This is a genomic window from Tepidimonas sp. (assembly GCF_036825565.1).
GTDB lineage: Bacteria > Pseudomonadota > Gammaproteobacteria > Burkholderiales > Burkholderiaceae_C > Tepidimonas.
The window spans coordinates 1-17,396 of record NZ_DAISXZ010000047.1 but is presented as its reverse complement, the minus strand read 5'-3'; the positions used below and the strand labels follow the sequence as shown (position 1 = coordinate 17,396).

Annotated in this window: 17 protein-coding genes and 1 pseudogene; 12 read left to right on the top strand and 6 right to left on the bottom strand. The window is 71.2% G+C overall.

What is annotated here, in order from left to right; genetic code table 11:
• Positions 1–17 precede the first annotated feature (17 nt).
• Entirely contained in the window at positions 18–950 is a 933-nt protein-coding gene (locus V7026_RS07610) for a LysR family transcriptional regulator (RefSeq protein ID WP_334154805.1), read from the bottom strand.
• A 141-nt stretch (positions 951–1,091) separates the two neighbouring features.
• Here V7026_RS07610 and V7026_RS07605 point away from each other — a divergent pair, with 141 nt between their 5' ends.
• The 3 genes from V7026_RS07605 (at position 1,092) to V7026_RS07595 (ending at position 4,477) form a co-directional block, all read left to right on the top strand.
• Positions 1,092–3,317 (top strand): malate synthase G, encoded by a 2,226-nt coding sequence (locus V7026_RS07605; protein WP_334154804.1) that lies wholly within the window; start codon positions 1,092–1,094, stop codon positions 3,315–3,317.
• A 131-nt stretch (positions 3,318–3,448) separates the two neighbouring features.
• Positions 3,449–4,222 carry an alpha/beta fold hydrolase gene (locus V7026_RS07600; RefSeq protein WP_334154803.1) on the top strand — a complete coding sequence of 258 codons (774 nt, stop codon included), beginning with the start codon at positions 3,449–3,451 and terminating at the stop codon, positions 4,220–4,222.
• A 15-nt stretch (positions 4,223–4,237) separates the two neighbouring features.
• Positions 4,238–4,477 (top strand): cysteine-rich CWC family protein, encoded by a 240-nt coding sequence (locus V7026_RS07595; protein ID WP_334154802.1) that lies wholly within the window; start codon positions 4,238–4,240, stop codon positions 4,475–4,477.
• Here V7026_RS07595 and V7026_RS07590 read toward each other — a convergent pair.
• Entirely contained in the window at positions 4,455–5,606 is a 1,152-nt protein-coding gene (locus V7026_RS07590) for a hypothetical protein (RefSeq protein WP_334154801.1), read from the bottom strand. The genes V7026_RS07595 and V7026_RS07590 overlap by 23 nt on opposite strands.
• Positions 5,607–5,693: 87 nt before the next feature.
• Between V7026_RS07590 and V7026_RS07585 the strand changes: the two genes are divergently transcribed.
• The 4 genes from V7026_RS07585 to recQ are packed head-to-tail and all read left to right on the top strand — an operon-like array spanning position 5,694 to position 10,479.
• Positions 5,694–7,055: a diguanylate cyclase gene (locus V7026_RS07585; RefSeq protein WP_334154800.1), complete on the top strand. Its 1,362-nt coding sequence runs from the start codon at positions 5,694–5,696 to the stop codon at positions 7,053–7,055.
• A gap of 58 nt (positions 7,056–7,113) precedes the next feature.
• A complete protein-coding gene (gene hemB / locus V7026_RS07580; protein ID WP_334154799.1) occupies positions 7,114–8,139 on the top strand; it encodes a porphobilinogen synthase in 1,026 nt (341 codons plus the stop codon).
• 10 nt (positions 8,140–8,149) lie between these two features.
• Complete coding sequence (locus V7026_RS07575) at positions 8,150–8,560, top strand: rhodanese-like domain-containing protein (protein ID WP_334154798.1); 411 nt, start codon at positions 8,150–8,152, stop codon at positions 8,558–8,560.
• Entirely contained in the window at positions 8,557–10,479 is a 1,923-nt protein-coding gene (recQ, locus tag V7026_RS07570) for a DNA helicase RecQ (RefSeq protein ID WP_334154797.1), read from the top strand. The genes V7026_RS07575 and recQ overlap by 4 nt, the downstream gene beginning before the upstream one ends.
• A 15-nt stretch (positions 10,480–10,494) precedes the next feature.
• Here recQ and V7026_RS07565 read toward each other — a convergent pair whose 3' ends face one another.
• Positions 10,495–11,391 (bottom strand): ChaN family lipoprotein, encoded by an 897-nt coding sequence (locus tag V7026_RS07565; RefSeq protein ID WP_334154796.1) that lies wholly within the window; start codon positions 11,389–11,391, stop codon positions 10,495–10,497.
• A gap of 83 nt (positions 11,392–11,474) precedes the next feature.
• Between V7026_RS07565 and V7026_RS07560 the strand changes: the two genes are divergently transcribed.
• The gene (locus V7026_RS07560; protein WP_334154795.1) at positions 11,475–11,987 is read left to right on the top strand and encodes a Dps family protein; all 513 of its coding nucleotides are present in this window, start codon (positions 11,475–11,477) and stop codon (positions 11,985–11,987) included.
• 181 nt (positions 11,988–12,168) lie between these two features.
• On the top strand, positions 12,169–13,182 hold the full coding sequence (locus V7026_RS07555; protein WP_068608316.1) for a cytochrome-c peroxidase: 1,014 nt from the start codon (positions 12,169–12,171) through the stop codon (positions 13,180–13,182).
• Positions 13,183–13,236: 54 nt separating this feature from the next.
• Here V7026_RS07555 and V7026_RS07550 read toward each other — a convergent pair whose 3' ends face one another.
• Together V7026_RS07550 and V7026_RS07545 are read right to left on the bottom strand one after the other, a co-directional pair.
• Positions 13,237–13,527, bottom strand: coding sequence for a BTH_I0359 family protein (locus V7026_RS07550; protein WP_334154794.1), 291 nt, complete (start codon positions 13,525–13,527; stop codon positions 13,237–13,239).
• Between the two features lie 113 nt (positions 13,528–13,640).
• Positions 13,641–14,267: a DUF3108 domain-containing protein gene (locus V7026_RS07545; protein ID WP_443082327.1), complete on the bottom strand. Its 627-nt coding sequence runs from the start codon at positions 14,265–14,267 to the stop codon at positions 13,641–13,643.
• Positions 14,268–14,822: 555 nt separating this feature from the next.
• On the opposite strand from V7026_RS07545, the gene V7026_RS07540 reads away from it, so the two are divergent.
• Positions 14,823–15,764 (top strand): fumarylacetoacetate hydrolase family protein, encoded by a 942-nt coding sequence (locus tag V7026_RS07540; RefSeq protein ID WP_334154792.1) that lies wholly within the window; start codon positions 14,823–14,825, stop codon positions 15,762–15,764.
• Here the strand turns inward: V7026_RS07540 and V7026_RS07535 are convergent.
• Positions 15,725–16,108 (bottom strand): TraR/DksA family transcriptional regulator, encoded by a 384-nt coding sequence (locus V7026_RS07535; protein ID WP_334154791.1) that lies wholly within the window; start codon positions 16,106–16,108, stop codon positions 15,725–15,727. The genes V7026_RS07540 and V7026_RS07535 overlap by 40 nt on opposite strands.
• 210 nt (positions 16,109–16,318) lie before the next feature.
• Between V7026_RS07535 and V7026_RS07530 the strand changes: the two genes are divergently transcribed.
• Both V7026_RS07530 and V7026_RS07525 read left to right on the top strand, forming a co-directional pair.
• The gene (locus V7026_RS07530) at positions 16,319–17,134 is read left to right on the top strand and encodes a PhaM family polyhydroxyalkanoate granule multifunctional regulatory protein (protein WP_334154790.1); all 816 of its coding nucleotides are present in this window, start codon (positions 16,319–16,321) and stop codon (positions 17,132–17,134) included.
• Positions 17,131–17,396: pseudogene (locus V7026_RS07525) on the top strand (hypothetical protein); the annotation flags it as partial. The gene V7026_RS07530 and the pseudogene V7026_RS07525, both read left to right, overlap by 4 nt.

Below are 17,396 nucleotides of genomic sequence, written 5' to 3'. Positions count from 1 at the left end.
TTCATTTGGATCAGGAATCAGGGGGACTTGTTGGCCCCCCAAAACTCCGTCCGCCCATAGTGGTCCTTTAGAAAATCGATCCAGGCCCGCACGCGCCGCGGCAGGTGGCGGGCGGTGGGGAAGACGGCGTAGATGCCATTGGGGGGGGCGGCGTAATCGTCGAGCACGGCGACCAGGCGGCCGGCGTCGATGTCAGCTTGCACCTCCCAGGTGCTGCGCCAGGCCAGGCCCAGCCCGGCCAGGCACCATTCGTACAGCACCTGGCCGTCGCTGCAGTCCAGCGGGCCGCGGGGGCGCACGTGCATCAGGTCCCGGTGCCCGCCCGGGCCGGGCACGGCAAAGGCCCAGCCGCGCGTTTGCGAGGCATCCGACGACAGCACCAGGCAGTCGTGCTGCAGCAGGTCGTGCGGATGGCGCGGCACGCCACGGCGCTGCAGGTAGGCGGGTGTAGCCACGACCAGCCGCCGGTTATCGGCCAGCCGCACGCTCACCAGGGACGAGTCGGGCAAATCCCCCACCCGCACGGCGCAGTCGTAGCCTTCGGCGATCAGGTCCACCACGCGGTCGCTCAGATTGAGCGAGACCGTGACCTCCGGGTGGCGGGCGCGGAACGCCGGCACCAGCGGTGCCACGTGCTGGCGCCCAAAGCCGGCGGGGGCGGTGATGCGCAGGTGCCCGCGCGCCGCGGTGCCGCCGGCGCTGACGTTGGCCTCGGCCTGGGCCAGCTCCGCCAGCAGGCGCTGGCAGTCTTCCAGAAACGCGGTGCCCTCCGGCGTGAGGGTGATGCGGCGCGTGGTGCGCACCATCAGTTTGACGCCCAGGTACTCCTCCAGCGCGTCCAGCCGCCGGCCGACGATGGCCGGCACCACACCCTCGGCGCGCGCGGCCGCGGCCAGGCTGCCGCGCTGGGCCACGGCGACGAAAGTTTCCAGCGCCTTGAGCCGATCCATGTCTTCATTATTGAATAAAAAGTCACGGCTGAAGCGGTCGGCTTGCTGTCGATTCGGACCCGGATTTCGCCTACATTGACGGGTTTCGACAATCCCGGCCCGCGCCCCCGGCGGCGGGCCGCCATCGGAGGTCAGAAGATCATGACGACACCGCGCATCAACGTCGGTCGGCTGCAGGTGGCCGAGGTACTGTACCGCTTCATCGAAGACCAGGTGCTGCCCGGCACCGGCATCGCCAGCGACCGCTTCTGGAGCGGCTTCGACGCCATCGTCGCCGACCTAGCGCCGAAGAACCGTGCGCTGCTGGCGGAGCGCGACCGCCTGCAGGCTGAGTTGGACAAGTGGCACGGCGCCAACCCCGGCCCGGTCACCAATCCGGCCGCCTACCGCCAGTTTTTGGAGACGATCGGCTACCTGGTGCCGCCGCCCGGCGACGTGCGCGTGACCACGGCCAACGTGGATGCCGAGCTGGCCACGCAGGCCGGCCCGCAGCTGGTGGTGCCGATCCTCAACGCCCGTTACGCGCTCAACGCGGCGAACGCGCGCTGGGGCAGTCTGTACGACGCGCTCTACGGCACCGACGCCATCCCCGAGGACGACGGCTGCGCCAAAGGCCCCGGCTACAACGAGAAGCGCGGCGCCAAGGTGATCGCCTGGGCGCGCCGCGTGCTGGACGAGGCCGCGCCGCTGGCGCAGGGCTCGCACGCCGACGCCACGGCCTACGCGGTGGCGAACGGCGCGCTGCGCGTGACGCTGCGCGGCGGCGCGACGACGGGCCTGAAGGATCCGGCCCAGTTCGTCGGCTACCAGGGCGAGGCGGCGGCGCCGTCGTCGGTGCTGCTGCGCCACCACGGGCTGCACCTGGACATCCGCATCGACCGCGCGCACCCGATCGGCGCCACCGACGCCGCGGGCGTCTGCGACGTGGTGGTGGAAGCCGCCCTGTCCACCATCCTGGACCTGGAGGATTCGGTCGCCGCGGTGGACGCCGAGGACAAGGTGCTGGGCTACCGCAATTGGCTTGGCATTCTGCAGGGCTGGCTGACGGAGAGCTTCGACAAGGGCGGACGGACGCTCACGCGCGGCCTGCACGGCGACCGCCGCTACACCGCGCCGGACGGCCGCGGCGAAGTGGTGCTGCACGGCCGCTCGCTGCTGTTTGTGCGCAACGTCGGCCACCTGATGACCAATCCGGCTATTCTTTACACCGACGCCGACGGCACGGTGCGCGAGATTCCCGAAGGCATCATGGACGCCGTCATCACGACGACGATCGCGCTGCACGACCTGCAGGGCCGTGGCCGTCTGCCCAGCGGCGAGCCGATCCGCAACAGCCGCACCGGCAGCGTCTACATCGTCAAACCCAAGATGCACGGCCCGCGCGAGGTGGCGTTTGCGGCGGAGCTGTTTGGCCGCGTGGAGCAGATGCTGGGTCTGGCGGACAGCACCGTCAAGCTCGGCATCATGGACGAGGAGCGCCGCACCAGCGTCAACCTCAAGGCCTGCATCGCTGCGGCCGCCAGCCGCGTGGCGTTCATCAACACCGGCTTCCTGGACCGCACCGGCGACGAGATCCACACCGCCATGCTGGCCGGGCCGATGATCCGCAAGAACGACATGAAGGCCAGCGCCTGGATCCAGGCCTACGAGCGCAGCAACGTGCTGGTGGGCCTGAAATGTGGGCTGCGCGGCCGCGCCCAGATCGGCAAAGGCATGTGGGCGATGCCGGACCTGATGCGGGCGATGCTGGAGCAAAAGATCGCGCACCCGAAGGCCGGCGCCAACACCGCCTGGGTGCCCAGCCCCACTGCCGCGACGCTGCACGCGCTGCACTACCACCAGGTGGACGTGGCCGCGGTCCAGCAGGAGCTGGAGAAGATCGACGCCGACGCCGAGCGTGACACGCTGCTGGCGGGGCTGCTGACGGTGCCGGTGGCGGCCAACCCGAACTGGAGCGAAGCCGACAAGCAGGCCGAGCTGGACAACAACATCCAGGGCATCCTCGGCTACGTGGTGCGCTGGGTGGACCAGGGCATCGGCTGCTCCAAGGTGCCCGACATCCACGACGTCGGCCTGATGGAGGATCGCGCCACCTTGCGCATCAGCAGCCAGCATGTGGCCAACTGGCTGCACCACGGGGTGGTGACCGAGGCGCAAGTGCGCGCCACCTTCGAGCGCATGGCGCGCAAGGTGGATCAGCAAAACGCCGGCGACCCGGCCTACCGCCCGATGGCGCCGAACTTCGAGGCCAGCATGGCGTTCCAAGCGGCGCTGGACCTGGTGTTCAAGGGCAAGGAGCAGCCCAACGGCTACACTGAGCCACTGCTGCACGCCTGGCGCCTGAGGGTCAAGGCCGCGGCGGTCTGATCCCCCGGGCCCTGCCCCGATCACGACGGCGCCAGCGGGCGCCGTTTTGTTTGGGCTTGCACGAACGGCGGATGGCGGCACAATGCCGGTGTGACCCGCGGACAGGGGCCCGCACCAGAGGAGACGACGACATGAATATCCGCCACGACGCCCACGTCATTGGGCAGGGTCGGCGCAAGGTGTTGATGCTGCACGGCTGGTTTGGCCATGCGCGCGGCTGGGGGCCGATGGTTCAGCACCTGGACACCGATGCCTTCAGCTACGCCTTCATGGACTACCGCGGCTACGGGCACCGCAAGGGCAGCGGGGGGCCCTACACCATCGAGCAGATCGCCCACGATGCCCTGGCGCTGGCCGACCAGTTGGGCTGGGAGCGGTTTGCGCTGGTGGGGCATTCCATGGGGGGCAGTGCCATCCAATACGTGCTGGCCGAGGCGCCGCAGCGCGTGCAGGCGCTGGTCGGCATCACCCCGGTGCCGGCGGGGGGCGTACCGTTCGATCCGGAAGGGTGGGCGTTTTTCTCGGCCGCGGCGCAGGATCCGGCCGTGCGCCGCGCGATCATCGACCTCACCACGGGGCGCCGGCTCACCGGGACGTGGTTGGATGCGATGGTGCGGTCGTCGCTGGCGCATTCGGATGTGGAGGCCTTTGCCGCCTACCTGACCGCCTGGGCCGAGACTGCCTTCGTCGAGCGCATCCAGGGGCGGACCGTGCCGGTGCTGGTCATCCCGGGCGAGCACGATCCGGCGCTGGGCGAAGCCACCTGCCGCGCCACCTGGCTGCAACACTACCCCCAGGCGCGGCTGGAGGTGATGGCCAATGCCGGCCACTACCCCATGGACGAGACGCCGATTGCCTTGGTCACCGCGATGGAGCGCTTTTTGCGCGAGGCCATGGCGGCGTGAGGCGGGGGCGAGCGCGTGGCTGAGGGGGGGACAGTAGCGGCCGGGCGGGTCGATCCCACCCGGTGTCCGATCTGTGGTGGCGGCAACGGCTGCGCGATGGAGCGCGAGCGGCAAACCGGCCGAGCCCAGCCGCCGTGCTGGTGCACGCAGGCGCATTTTGGCGCGGAGGTACTGGACCGGGTGCCCGCGGGCGCCCGGGGGCTGGCCTGCATCTGCGCGCGCTGCGCCGGGGCTACACTACTTTCGACAGGCTGAACATCACGGCCGGGCCGAGCCGCGCATCCAGGGCCTCCAGTGGGATGCGTGGGGCCTCGTGGTGACCGTCCGCGGCATCCCGGTCGGTGCCGGGCTGGGCGTCGCCGACCAGGCGCACGACGGCGATGCCGGGTCGCCGCTGGGCCAGGGTGTCGGCCAGTTGGGTGGCGTCTGCCGGCAGATGGGCTTCGTCGAGCACCAGCAGGTGGATATCGCGCACGGCCAGGGCAGCCAGCGCCTGCGCCGCGCTGGCTACGCCGTCGGCGGCGATGCCAAGCTTTTTGACCACGTCCAGCGCGCGCAGCCGGGTGGGCGCATCGGCGGAGCACACCAAGGCGTAGCTGCCCCCGATGGTCTTGAACACGGTCGAGGGGGCGCCACTGTCGGGGCCGCAGGCATCGGTGGCGTGGGCCTGTCCGACCGTGCGCCGAAACTGCGCCGTCAGGCGTACCCGACCGGGCTCCACCTGCCGCTGCAGCGCGATGCCGCCATCGGTGCTGGCCAGCTGCTGCGCCAGCAGCCACAGCACGCTGTCGGCATACACCGATTCCGGCACCCGGGGGCCATCGAGCAGCATGTCTACCGCCAGCCAGCCGCGCGGCGGGCCGGGCACCGCCGTCGCAGGGGCGTCGTCGTCGGGCACGCGCGGTTCCACGCGCAGCTCCAGCCGGCTGCCCTGTTGCACCGCCCATTCCAGCATGGCCTGCACCAGGCTGTAAGCCACGGTCGGGTCGATCAGCAACTCCACGGGGCGAAACTGCCGCCGCACCGTGATGCCTTGCAGGGCCAGGGTCTCGCGCCGCTCCTGCAGCACCGATTCGACGACGTAGGCCAAGTCGATTTTTTCGTGCGATTGGCGCACCTGCCCGCTTTGCAGCCGAACGATCTGTTGCGCGTGCACGCCACACTGCTTGAGCCGCTGCGCGGGCAGCGCCAGAATGCGGTACTCCGCCTCGGTCAAGCGGCCGCGTTGCAGCAGCAAGCCCAGGCCCCGCAACAAATGGTCCACCGAATCGATGGCCTGCTCCGTGAGCGCCACCGCCAGTTCCGGCCAGTGCGTCGCCAAGCGCCATGCGGCGTCGCCGGACGTGACGGGCGCGTTGGAGGATGGGGCGGCGGGCTGGGTCACGACAGTAGCAACCGGGCGGGGTTATGAAGGGCAGCACACAATGCTCAAGGCAGTGTAGCCCAGGAACAAACCTTCACAATCACCCACATGGACGCTACCGTTTCCGACCCATCCCCCGTGCGCGTGGCCTTGGTGGACAGCGGCGGTGCTGCACGCGCGGTGATGCAGGGCCTGCTGCGGTCCGAAGGCGCCGAGGTGCACGCCTTTGCCTACGGTGATGAGGCGTTGCAGGCGCTGGCTGACGGTCTGCGTGTCGATCTGGTGCTGGTGTCGCGCCATCTGCCTGACATGGGGGCACTGGAGCTGCTGCGGCGCGTGCGCCAGACCCCCTGCTGCGCGGTGCTCCCCGTCGTGCTGATCACCGGCGACGACGCCGAGCCGCTGCGCCTGAGCGCCCTGGAGGGTGGCTTCACCGAGGTGCTGCTGCGCGCCGTGCCGGATCAATTGGCGCCGCACTTGCGTGTGCTGCTGCGCCGCCAGATCGATCGGCAGCGCGGGCGCATCCTGCTGGTGGAGGATTCGCCGGCGATGGCGGCGGCCACTGCCGAGGCGCTGGCCCCGCTGGGCATGAAGGTGGAGCACGTGCTGCGGGCGCACGAAGCGCTCGAGCGGCTGGAACAGCAGGCCTTCGACCTCGTCATCGTCGACGTCGTGCTGCCCGGGGCGCTGACCGGGCTGGGCCTGCTGTCGGCGATCCGCAGCCGGCGTGATGATCTGGCCGAGCTGCCGGTGCTGGCCTACACCGGCTACGACGAGCGTGTGCGCCGTGTCGAGATGCTGCGCCGCGGTGCCAACGACTACGTCACCAAGCCGATCGATGCCGACGAGCTGCGCGCCCGCGTCAGCAACCTGGTGCGCTACTGGCGGCTGCTGCAGCAGGTGCGCCGCCAGCATGCGTTGATGATGCGCCAAGCGGTCACCGACGCGCTGACCGGTCTACACAACCGCTACCTGCTGGACGATCTGGGTCCGCGCCACGTGCGCCGCGCCTGGCGCGGTGGCGAGCCGCTGACGGCGATGATGCTGGACTTGGACCACTTCAAGGACGTCAACGATCAGCACGGCCACGACCGCGGCGACCAAGTGCTGCGCGAGTTTGCCGAGCGCCTGCGTGAGCAGGTTCGTCCCGAGGATGTGTTGGTGCGTTACGGCGGCGAAGAGTTTGCGCTGTTGCTACCCCGTCTGGGCCCGGCCGTGGCGGAGGGACACGCCGAGCGGCTGCGGCAGGCGGTGGTGCAGCGCCCGCTGGCGGGGCTGGCGCTGACGGTCAGCATCGGCGTGTGCGTATGGCAGCCGGCACCATCGCCCGGTGCGTCCGCCTCGGCCGAGGACGCGGCGGCCTGGTTGCGCGGCTTGCTGGTGTGCGCCGACCGCGCCCTGTACCGGGCCAAGGGCGCCGGGCGCAACCGCTGCGTGGTGGACGTGGTCGATACCGTCCCGAGCGTCTGAGCTGGTCTTGGCGACCGGCAGCGGTGGTGGCCGGGGCAGTGGCGTCACAATAACGCCCATGAACGCGCCCACTCCCACCAGTGGCCACCCGGCCCCCTATCCGCTGTCGCGCCCGCGTCGTCTGCGCCGCGATGTGTTCACCCGCAACCTGGTGCGCGAGCACCACCTGACCGTGCACGACCTGATCTATCCGGTGTTCGTGCTGGAGGGGCACGGCCGGCGCGAGCCGGTGGCCTCGATGCCCGGGGTGGAGCGGTTGAGCCTGGACCTGCTGTTGCCCGTGGCGCAGGAATGTGTGGAACTGGGCATTCCGGTGATGGCGCTGTTTCCCGTCATCGATCCCGCCCGCAAGACGCCAGATGGCCGCGAGGCCTGGAACCCCGACGGGCTGATCCCGCGCGTGGTGGCCGAGCTCAAGGCCCGCGTGCCCAACCTGGGCGTCATGACCGACGTGGCGCTGGACCCCTACACCAGCCACGGGCAGGACGGGCTGCTGGACGAGACCGGTTACATCGTCAACGACGCCACCGTCGAGGTGCTGGTCAAGCAGGCGCTGGTGCAGGCCGCCGCCGGCGTGGACATCGTCGCGCCCAGCGACATGATGGACGGCCGCATCGGCGCCATCCGCCAGGCGCTGGAGATGCGAGGCCATGTGCACACGCGCATCATGGCCTACAGCGCCAAGTACGCCAGCGCCTTCTACGGGCCGTTCCGCGACGCGGTCGGCAGCGCCGCCAACCTGGGCAAGGCCGACAAGAAGGTTTACCAGATGGACCCGGCCAACTCCGACGAGGCGCTGCGCGAGGTGGCGCTGGACTTGGCCGAAGGCGCCGACATGGTGATGGTCAAGCCCGGCATGCCGTACCTGGACGTGGTGCGCCGCGTCAAGGACGAGTTCAAGGTGCCGACCTTTGCCTACCAGGTCAGCGGCGAGTACGCGATGCTGAAGGCCGCCGCCGCCAACGGCTGGCTGGACCACGATGCGGTGATGATGGAGAGCCTGCTCGCCTTCAAGCGCGCGGGCGCCGATGGCATTCTGACTTATTTTGCGCGCGACGCGGCCCGGCTGCTGCGCCGCGCTTGAGCGCGGTTCCATGAAACACCTGCAACCCACCGAGGCTTGGCACTGGCTGCAATCGCACGCCCAGGCATCGCCGGAGCGCGTGCCGCTGTTCGTCGACGTGCGCATGGAAATCGAGTCGCTCTACGTCGGCCGCCCGCCGGGTGTGGTCAACATCCCCTGGTACGAATACCCGGACCTGACGCCGGATCCGCAGGGCTTTGCGCACAAGGTGCTGCAGGAGGCCGGCCGGCTGGACCGCCCGGTGCTGCTGATCTGCCGCAGCGGCAAGCGCACGCTGGAGGCTGGCGCGGCGTTGGAGGCCGCCGGCTTCACCGACGTGGGGCACGTGGTGCACGGCTTCGAGGGCGAGCTGGACGAGCACTTCCACCGCTCCAGCCGCAATGGCTGGCGCTTCGACGGGCTGCCCTGGGAACAGATGTGACACTGACGCCCGCGCAGGCGCTCGCCGAGGGCCGGCGCGTTCTGGCCGAGGTGTTCGGCTACACGGACTTCCGCGGCCAGCAGGCCGACATCGTCGCGCACGTCGGCGCCGGCGGCGATGCGCTGGTGCTGATGCCCACCGGTGGCGGCAAGTCGCTGTGCTACCAGATCCCGGCCATCGTGCGCCAGCGCGCCGGGCTGGGCGTCACCGTGGTCGTCTCGCCGCTGATCGCGCTGATGCACGACCAGGTCGGCGCGCTGCGCGAGGCCGGCGTCGAGGCAGCCTACCTCAACTCCACCCTCGCCCCGCAGGAGGCTGCCGCAGTCGAGCAGCGGCTGATGCGCGCAGAGCTCACGCTGCTGTACGCGGCACCGGAGCGGCTGGTGACGCTGCGGTTCCTGGCGCGGCTGCAGGCGCTGCACGCGGCGGGGCAATTGGCGCTGCTGGCGATCGACGAGGCGCACTGCGTCAGCCAGTGGGGGCACGACTTCCGCCCCGAATACCGGGAGCTGGCGCAGCTGGCCCAGCGCTGCCCGGGCGTGCCGCGCATCGCGCTGACCGCCACCGCCGACGCGTTGACGCGCGCGGACATCGTTGCGCACCTGCAGCTGGAGGGGGCGCGCACGTTCGTGGCGAGCTTCGACCGCCCCAACATCCGCTACACCATCGTCGAGAAGGATCACGCGCTGCGCCAGCTGTTGCGCTTCGTTGCCAACGAGCACACGCTGCCCGACGGGCGCCACGACGCTGGCATCTTGTACTGCGCCTCGCGCCGCAAGGTGGAGGAGGTGGCCGCGCGGCTGCAGGCCGCCGGGCTGCGCGCGCTGCCGTACCACGCGGGGCTAGATGCCGCCACGCGCCAGCGCCACCAGGACCGGTTCCTGCGCGAAGACGGGTTGGTGATGGTGGCCACCGTCGCCTTCGGCATGGGCATCGACAAGCCGGACGTGCGCTTCGTCGCGCACCTGGACCTGCCGAAGAACATCGAGGGCTACTACCAGGAGACCGGTCGCGCCGGCCGCGACGGCGAGCCGGCCAGCGCCTGGATGGCCTACGGGCTGCAGGATGTGGTGCAGCAGCGCCGCCTGATCGACGACAGCGGCGCCGAGGAGGCGTTCAAGCGCGTGCTGCGCGCCAAGCTGGAGGCGCTGCTGGCGCTGGCCGAGTCCACCGGCTGCCGCCGCCAGCAGCTGCTGGCCTACTTCGGCGAGGCAAGCCCGCCGTGCGGCAACTGCGACAACTGCCTGCAACCCCCCCAGACTTGGGACGCCACCGAGGCGGCCCGCAAGCTGCTGTCGTGCATCTACCGCCTGCAACAAAGCGGTGTGGCGTTCGGCGCCGGGCATGTCATCGACGTGCTGCGCGGGCAGGCCACCGACCGGGTGCGCGCGCACGGCCACGAGCGGCTGTCCACCTGGGCCATCGGGCGGGAACTCGACGAAGCGACATGGCGGCGCGTACTGCGCCAGCTGGTGGCGCGCGGTGCGGTGCAGGTGGCGGGCGAATGCCACACGCTGCACCTGACGCCGGCGGCGCGGCCGATTCTGCGCGGCGAGCAGCCGCTGCATTTGCGCGTGGCCGCGCAGGAGCGCCGCGCCGAGCGCACGCCGCAGCGGGCGCGCGCGCTGGCCGCCGAAGCCCGGCTGCCGCTGCGCCAGCGCGAGGTGCTGGCGGCGCTGAAGCGCTGGCGCGCCGAGGTGGCGCGCGCGCAGGATCTGCCGGCCTATGTGATCTTCCACGACGCGACGCTGGTGGCGCTGGCGCAGCGCCTGCCGCAGCGCGACGACGACCTGGCCGGCATCCCCGGCCTGGGCGAGAAAAAGCGCGCCGCCTACGGCGCCGAGGTGCTGCGCGTCGTCGCGCAGGCGCTGCAGGCCGCCGGCCCTGCCGCGCCCGAGCCGCTGCCGGCGTGGGCCTGACGGCGCGGCGCGACTTCAGCCGCGCACTCTGGCGCAGTGATCGACCGCTGGGACGGCCGGCGTCAGCCACAGCGCATCGAACGCGGGGTCCGGCTCGGCGTGCGCGGCGTCGGTGGCGCGTAGCTCCACGCTGAGGCAGGCGCGCGCGGCGGCGGCGCCGCCGCGGCGCACCAGGTGGTGCGGCACGCCGCGGTCGCGCCGCGCGTGCTGCGCGCCGGTCACCAGCAGCACCGTGCGACCCGGGGTGCGCCACTCCAGCAGCGTGGCGGCCATGGCGTCGTCGCGCGCTAGCTGGATGCGCGCCATGGCCGGCAACTGCGCCGCCGGCAGCAGCCCGCAGTGGCCCTCGTCCAGCGCGCGGTGCAGCGCGGCGCGCAGCCCGGCGTCGGTCAGCGTGGCGTCCCAGGCGGCGTCGCGCATCACCTCGCCGTGCTGGCGGCGCGGCAGATTGCCGCCCACCACTGGCACGCCGGCGCGCGCCGCGGCCATCACCACCGGGCCGTAGCGCCGCCACGGCCAGCCGGCGTCGTGCCACGCCAGCGCTGCGCGCACCGCGGCCTCGTCGGCATCGGCAGGCAGCACCGCGGTGTCGCGGCCGCGCTCGGCCATCTCCAGCACCAGCGCGGCCAGACGCCCTTCTTGCGCCAGCACCTGCACCGCCGCGGCCTGCAGCCACTGGTGCGCATCGGCGTCGTGCTGCTCGCCCAGCAGCAGCCAGTCGGGTGCGCCCAAGGCCGCCAGCCGTGCACGCACCCAGGCCAGCCGCGCCGCGCTGTCGGCCACCACGGGGCGCGCATCGTCGCCGGCCGCCGCGGCGGCACGGGCGGCCGTGCCGGCCCACGGGGCCAGCGCCGCCAGTGTGGCGGCAACCCCGTGGCGCAGCCAGCGTCGCCGTGGCGGGTCGGTCGTCATGCGCTCATTATCGGCGCGATGCCGCTAAGATGGGGTCCGACACCGGTTCCGTACCCCCAACCCTTTCGAGGAGCTCGATGACCATGGCCAAGAAGACGACCAAGACCGCCAGCCGCGCCGCCACCCCGGTGGACATCGGCGTCGCGCCGGCGCAGCGCGCCGCCATCGCCCAGGGGCTGGAGCGGCTGCTGGCCGACACCTTCACGCTGTACCTGACGACGCACAACTTCCACTGGAATGTCACCGGGCCGATGTTCAACAGCCTGCACGACATGTTCATGCAGCAGTACACCGAGCTGTGGAACGCGATCGACCCGATCGCCGAGCGCATCCGCGCGCTCGGCCATGTGGCGCCGGCCTCCTACGCGCAGTACGCGCGCCTGAGCTCGCTGCCGGACGCGCCGGCCGAACCGCCGAAGGCGATGGAGATGGTGCGCATCCTGGCGTTGGGTCACGAGGCGGTGGCGCGCACCGCGCGCGTCCTGTTCCCGCTGGCGGACGAGGCGCACGACGAGCCGACGGCCGACCTGTTGACGCAGCGCCTGTCGGTACACGAGCAGACGGCGTGGATGCTGCGCAGCCTGCTGGAGGAGTGAGCGCTGCGAACGCGGGTGTGCTCGATAGGTGCGAGCAATGATTGCGATTGTCGAGTCCTATCAAGTTCGGGCGACTTTTTGATCGAGGTCAATCGCACCCGAAAACCATGAGTCCACAATGGTCTTTGCCATTGCCGGATGGGCACCGGCTGGCAATCCGAAGACCAAGAAAGGACTCATCATGAACTCCCGCAAACGTCGTCTCGCCCGCGTGACCCTGGTGGCCGGCGCGGTGGCCGCCGCCGCGCTGGCCGTGGTGGCGCAAGAGCGTTCATTCGACCAACTCTACGCCCCGATCCAGCCGCCCAAGTCGGTCGACCTCGGCAAGGTCGAGCTGGGCAAGAAGCTGTTCTTCGACCCGCGCCTGTCTCAGTCGGGCTTCATCTCGTGCAACTCGTGCCACAACCTAAGCATGGGCGGCTCGGACAACCTGAGCACCTCCATCGGGCACAAGTGGCAAAAAGGGCCGATCAACGCGCCGACGGTGCTGAACTCGGCGCTGAACCTGGCGCAGTTCTGGGACGGTCGCGCCGCTGATCTGAAGGAGCAGGCCGGCGGGCCGATCGCCAACCCCGGCGAGATGGCGTTCCAGCACACGCTGGCGGTGGACGTGCTGCAGTCGATCCCGGCGTACGCGCGCGAGTTCAAGCTGATCTACGGCAAGGACAAGATCGACATCGACATGGTGACCGACGCCATCGCCGAGTTCGAGAAGACGCTGGTGACGCCCAACTCGCGCTTCGATCAGTACCTGCTGGGCAAGAAGGATGCGCTGACCAAGGACGAGCTGGCCGGCTACAAGCTGTTCAACGAGAGCGGCTGCGTGGCCTGCCACAACGGCCCGAACCTGGGCGGCAACTCGTTCCAGAAAATGGGCATCGTCGAGCCGTACAAGGGCGCCGGCGACGGCCGTGCCGCCGTCACCGGCAAGGATGCCGACCGCTTCAGCTACAAGGTGCCGACGCTGCGCAACGTCGAGCTGACCTACCCGTACTTCCACGATGGCGCGGCCTGGACGCTGGCCGAGGCGGTGGACATCATGGGCCGGCTGCAGCTCGGCCGCAAGTTCACCGAGCAGGAAAACGCGCAGATCGTCGCTTTCCTGAAGACGCTGACCGGTGAGCAGCCGGTGTTCCGCCTGCCAATCCTGCCGCCGTCCAACGAGAAGACGCTGCGGCCGCGGCCGTTCGACTGAACGTCCACACGCTGCTGGCCCCCCGCCTGGTCCGCGCCGACTGGGCGGGCAGCGTCAGTGCACCACCACCGGCGTTTGCGCCAGGGACGCGTAGCTCTCCAGCGTGTCTTCCACCTCTTCCTGGGTAGGGGTGTTTTGTTGCCACGCTTCGATCTGTCGCTGGAACAGCTCGGCCCAGGAGCCGTCCAGGTAGACCTCTTTGCCGGAGCGCTTGTCCACGATCTCGAAACCGTGCCGCGGCATCAACGGCCGCTGCGGGTCCCCCGCGGCCGCGCCCGCCATCTCCTGGGCGTTGGCAAAGATGTGGAGCACCGCGAAGCTGTCGGAGTTGTAGAGCATGTGCATGGCCGCACTATCCTCGAAACGCAAAGTCCCCGCAAGTCGGGGGCGGTGCTGCCGGCCCTTCCCGGCGCCGGCAGCACCGCCTTGCCGCGCACATCGGGTCGGAATGGGGTTTTTCAAGGGGGGGTGCTGGCCGGTCGCCAGTGGCGCAGCCGCTGGTCCACGCGCTCGCCATGGGGCTGCTGCAGCACGATGCGCACGGGCAGGCCCGCGATGGCCGGGGTGTACCACGCCTCCACACTCAGGCCCTGCTCACCCTCTGGCACCCGCCGCAGGCGCACCGCGTCGAAGCTGCCCGCCGGGACGGTGATGGGCTCACGCCCGACGACCTCGACGGTCCAGTGCTCCAGCCGCCCCAAACTGGCTACGGGGATGCGCCAGCGTTGCCCAGGCGCCATCGCGTCCACCCAGCCGCCCAACTGTACGAAAACCCCCAGCCGGTCTTGTGTGCCCGCGGGCAGGCCCTCGATGGCGGTGCCGCCATCGGCGTGCGCCCGCCCGGGTTCGGGCGGGGCTGGCCAATCGAACGCCAGCCAGCGCTCGCGCCGTGCCCGGTCTTCGAAGCGGCTCGGTTGCAGGCCCATGGGGGCCAGCACCCCGCTGCTGACCTGCACACGGCTGCCCACCAGAAACGCCCGCAGCGCCAGCTCAAGCCGGTAGCGTTCGTCGTCCGGCCGCCAGTCCAGCACGGCGTCGGCCCGGTAGCTCAGGCCCTTGGCTTCGCCGAGCACCTCGTACTCCATCCGCCCCGCTGGCGGAGGCCGCCAGCGGTTCCCTCCGGGCGGATCGGTGTTGGGCGGGGCCGCAGCCAGCAGGCCCGCTGCGGCGGTGACCGATGCGCCCGCCTCGGGGGCCCGTGGGGCGGAGGGGGCTTCGTCAGCGGGGCCGCTCGCCGCGTCTGCGGGGGTGGAGAGGCTGGGGCCATCTGCGTCTTGGACCCCGGACGACAGCGCGGGGCCGAGGGATGCCACCGCCGACGTGTCCGCAACGGCCGGGGCTGCGGGTGCCACTGGGGCCATCGTCTGGCGCGGCCGTCCGGTTGGCGGCGATGCCGGGCGCCGTGCATCGGTGGGGGCAGCCCGCTCAGGTGGCGGGAGCAGGGCGGCCGATATCGTCGGTACCCGGCCGTCGCCCCCCGCGCCGACGGGCGCCTCGCTCGGGCGCCAGGCCAGTGTCAGTGCGGCCACGTGCAGCCCGGCCACCGCCGCACCGACGGCCAGTGCGCGCGTCCATCGCGGATGCGGTGCCCTCATGGGCGCGATACTAGCGGCTGCGCACGGCATCCGTGAGACACCCCCATGAAACTCGCCACCTACCGCGACGGCAGCCGCGATGGCCAGCTCGTCGTCGTTTCGCGCGACGGCACGTTGGCGCACTACGCCAGCGGCATTGCCGACACTCTGCAGCAGGCGCTCGACGATTGGAACTTCATCGCCCCGCAGTTGCGCGACCTGACCCTGACGCTCGACCAAGGCAAGGCCCGCCATGCGTTTCCCTTCGATCCGCGGCTGTGCGCCGCGCCGCTGCCGCGGGCCGTGGCGTGGCTGGCCCCCGAGGATGGCGCCGACGAGCCCCGCCCCTTGTGCAGCGATGCCCTGTGGGGGCCGGCACGGCCGCTGCCGGGCGTGGACGGTGTGGCGGATGTCGGGCCGTCGCTGGCCGTGGTCTGCGGCGACGTTGCCCCCGGGGTGGATCCGGCGGCAGCGCTGGATGCGGTTCGTCTGCTGGGCCTGGCCTGCCACTGGCGGCATGGCGACGCGCAGGCGGAGCCGGCGCAAGCCTGGGGCGTGACGCTGGCGCCGTGCGTGGTCACGCCGGACGAAGTCGGTCCTGCGTGGCGCGATGGCCGCCTGGCGGCTTGCGTGACCACGACCTGGAACGAGCGCAAGCTGGGCATTGCCGACGGGGCCGACCAAGCGGTGTCCTTTGGGGCGCTGATCGCCCGCGCGGCCCGGATCCGCGGCCTATCGGCCGGGGTGGTGGTGGCCGGCGGTACCCTGCGCACACCGCAAGAACCGGGCAATTCCCCCACATGGCCGCGCGGCTATGCCACCCTGGCCATGCGCCGAGCGGCCGAGCGCCTGACCCTCGGCCGCGCGAGCACCCCGTGGTTGGCACCGGGCGACCGGGTGCACATTGACGCCCGCTTGCCCGATGGTCGCACCCCGTTCGGCCACATCGACGTCGAGTGGGCCCCCGCTCAGAGCGATGGGGTTGCGCCGGGGTGGTCGCGTTCGTAGCGGGTCTGGCAGCCGATACAGCGCTGCGCGGTCGGGGCGGCGTGCAGCCGGGCGGTCGGGATCTCCGCCCCGCAGTCCGTGCACAGACCGAAGGTGCCGTTGGCGATGCGCTGCAGGGCCTCGTCGATCGCGCGCAGCGCCGCCGTCTCGCGCTCGTCCAGCGCCTGCGCCAGATCGCGCTCACCGTCCACTTGGCTCCAGTCGCCGCTCTGGATGTCGTGCGGATCCAGGGCGGACTCCGCGCGGCCGACCTTGCCGCCCCGCTGGGCGCGGATCTGCGCGATCAGGTCGGCGCGCATCTGTTGCAGCTGCTGGGCATAGGTGTCGGAGATGGGATGGCTCATGGTTGTCGGCTCGTGGTTGCGGCCCGGGCCCGGGCCGATGCCTGACATTGTGGCGCCGATTCCCTGCGACGGCCAAGGTCAGCCGGGCCGCTCGGACCGGCCTTTGACGCCGATCAAGCGCGCCCAGGGCAGGCCGCCGGATGTCCGGGCGCGCCGTGGCTGTGGCATGCTACGGCGCATGCGGTCGATGCCGCGCAAAGGATGCCTACCATGACCCCGCCCGACTTTGGCGCCTTTCAGGCGGCTTTCGCGCCTTATACCCGGTATGTCCCGGGGTTTGCGTTTCTGCAAAGTCTGGCTGGCGGCAGCCCGACCGCGGATGCCCCGCCCATGACGCAGTGGGTGGCCCCGGTGTTCGATGTCGATGAACTCGAGCGCCGCATTCGCGACCTCAAGGCCGTGCACTTCTGGCTCGAACAGAATGCCCGGGCGCTGCAGGCGACGATCCAGGCGCTCGAAGTGCAGAAGATGACCCTGGCCACCCTCAAAGGCATGAACGTCAGCCTCCACGTCCACGAAATGGCGCAGGCGTTCGCCGGTTCCGGCGCCCATGCCAGCCCCAGCGCTGGGTCGGAAGCGGCTGCGCCGGATGGGGCACCGGCCGGCGAGCCACTCGCGGAGGCACCGGCCACGGCGCCCGGGGTCGATCCGGTGCGCTGGTGGCGGTCGCTGACCGACCAATTCCAGACGATTGCGGCCAACACGCTGCAAGAGATGGCGCAACACACCGCAACGGCCGCCGCGACGGCGATGGCGGCCACGACAGCGGCGCCGACAGCCCCCGCGACATCGCCGACCACCGCACCTGCGCCACGGGTGACCCGTCCGGCCCGAGCCGCCAAAAGGTCCCAACCGCCCCAATCCCCTGTTCGGGGCGCCGCCGCGACCCGAGAGCGCAAGGCGGCCGCCCCATCCCCTGGTGCGCCAACGCCCGCTCCCGCGGCGGCCCGGGCGTCGCGCGGGCGTACCGCCGCACCCAACCCGCGGGCCGCCCCGCCCGCGCCGCCCAGGAGGCCGCGCGGGTGAGGCGCTTTCTGCAGGCCCACGCCACCCACCCGCACTGGCCCATGGCCGCAGCGCTGGTGCTGGCCCAGTTGCGCGCCCAACTGGCCGCGGCAGCGCCTGCCGACTCTGCTGGGCATGGCGGTGCGGCCGGCCGCCTCGAGGCCGGCCAAACCGTCACGCCGCTGGGGCTGCTGTACCTGACCGACCACTATGCCGATGCCGCGGCCGACATCCTGGATCACCTGAGCGCCGAGTTGCCGCAGGTGACCGACTGGGTGGGGGC

What these genes read in the sequence shown, in the direction of transcription:
- V7026_RS07610 (WP_334154805.1), bottom strand. Translation starts at nt 950, where the DNA reads ATGGATCGGCTCAAGGCGCTGGAAACTTTCGTCGCCGTGGCCCAGCGC.
- V7026_RS07605 (WP_334154804.1), top strand. Translation starts at nt 1,092, where the DNA reads ATGACGACACCGCGCATCAACGTCGGTCGGCTGCAGGTGGCCGAGGTA.
- V7026_RS07600 (WP_334154803.1), top strand. Translation starts at nt 3,449, where the DNA reads ATGAATATCCGCCACGACGCCCACGTCATTGGGCAGGGTCGGCGCAAG.
- V7026_RS07585 (WP_334154800.1), top strand. Translation starts at nt 5,694, where the DNA reads ATGGACGCTACCGTTTCCGACCCATCCCCCGTGCGCGTGGCCTTGGTG.
- hemB (WP_334154799.1), top strand. Translation starts at nt 7,114, where the DNA reads ATGAACGCGCCCACTCCCACCAGTGGCCACCCGGCCCCCTATCCGCTG.
- V7026_RS07575 (WP_334154798.1), top strand. Translation starts at nt 8,150, where the DNA reads ATGAAACACCTGCAACCCACCGAGGCTTGGCACTGGCTGCAATCGCAC.
- V7026_RS07565 (WP_334154796.1), bottom strand. Translation starts at nt 11,391, where the DNA reads ATGACGACCGACCCGCCACGGCGACGCTGGCTGCGCCACGGGGTTGCC.
- V7026_RS07560 (WP_334154795.1), top strand. Translation starts at nt 11,475, where the DNA reads ATGGCCAAGAAGACGACCAAGACCGCCAGCCGCGCCGCCACCCCGGTG.
- V7026_RS07555 (WP_068608316.1), top strand. Translation starts at nt 12,169, where the DNA reads ATGAACTCCCGCAAACGTCGTCTCGCCCGCGTGACCCTGGTGGCCGGC.
- V7026_RS07550 (WP_334154794.1), bottom strand. Translation starts at nt 13,527, where the DNA reads ATGCACATGCTCTACAACTCCGACAGCTTCGCGGTGCTCCACATCTTT.
- V7026_RS07545 (WP_443082327.1), bottom strand. Translation starts at nt 14,267, where the DNA reads ATGGAGTACGAGGTGCTCGGCGAAGCCAAGGGCCTGAGCTACCGGGCC.
- V7026_RS07540 (WP_334154792.1), top strand. Translation starts at nt 14,823, where the DNA reads ATGAAACTCGCCACCTACCGCGACGGCAGCCGCGATGGCCAGCTCGTC.
- V7026_RS07535 (WP_334154791.1), bottom strand. Translation starts at nt 16,108, where the DNA reads ATGAGCCATCCCATCTCCGACACCTATGCCCAGCAGCTGCAACAGATG.
- V7026_RS07530 (WP_334154790.1), top strand. Translation starts at nt 16,319, where the DNA reads ATGACCCCGCCCGACTTTGGCGCCTTTCAGGCGGCTTTCGCGCCTTAT.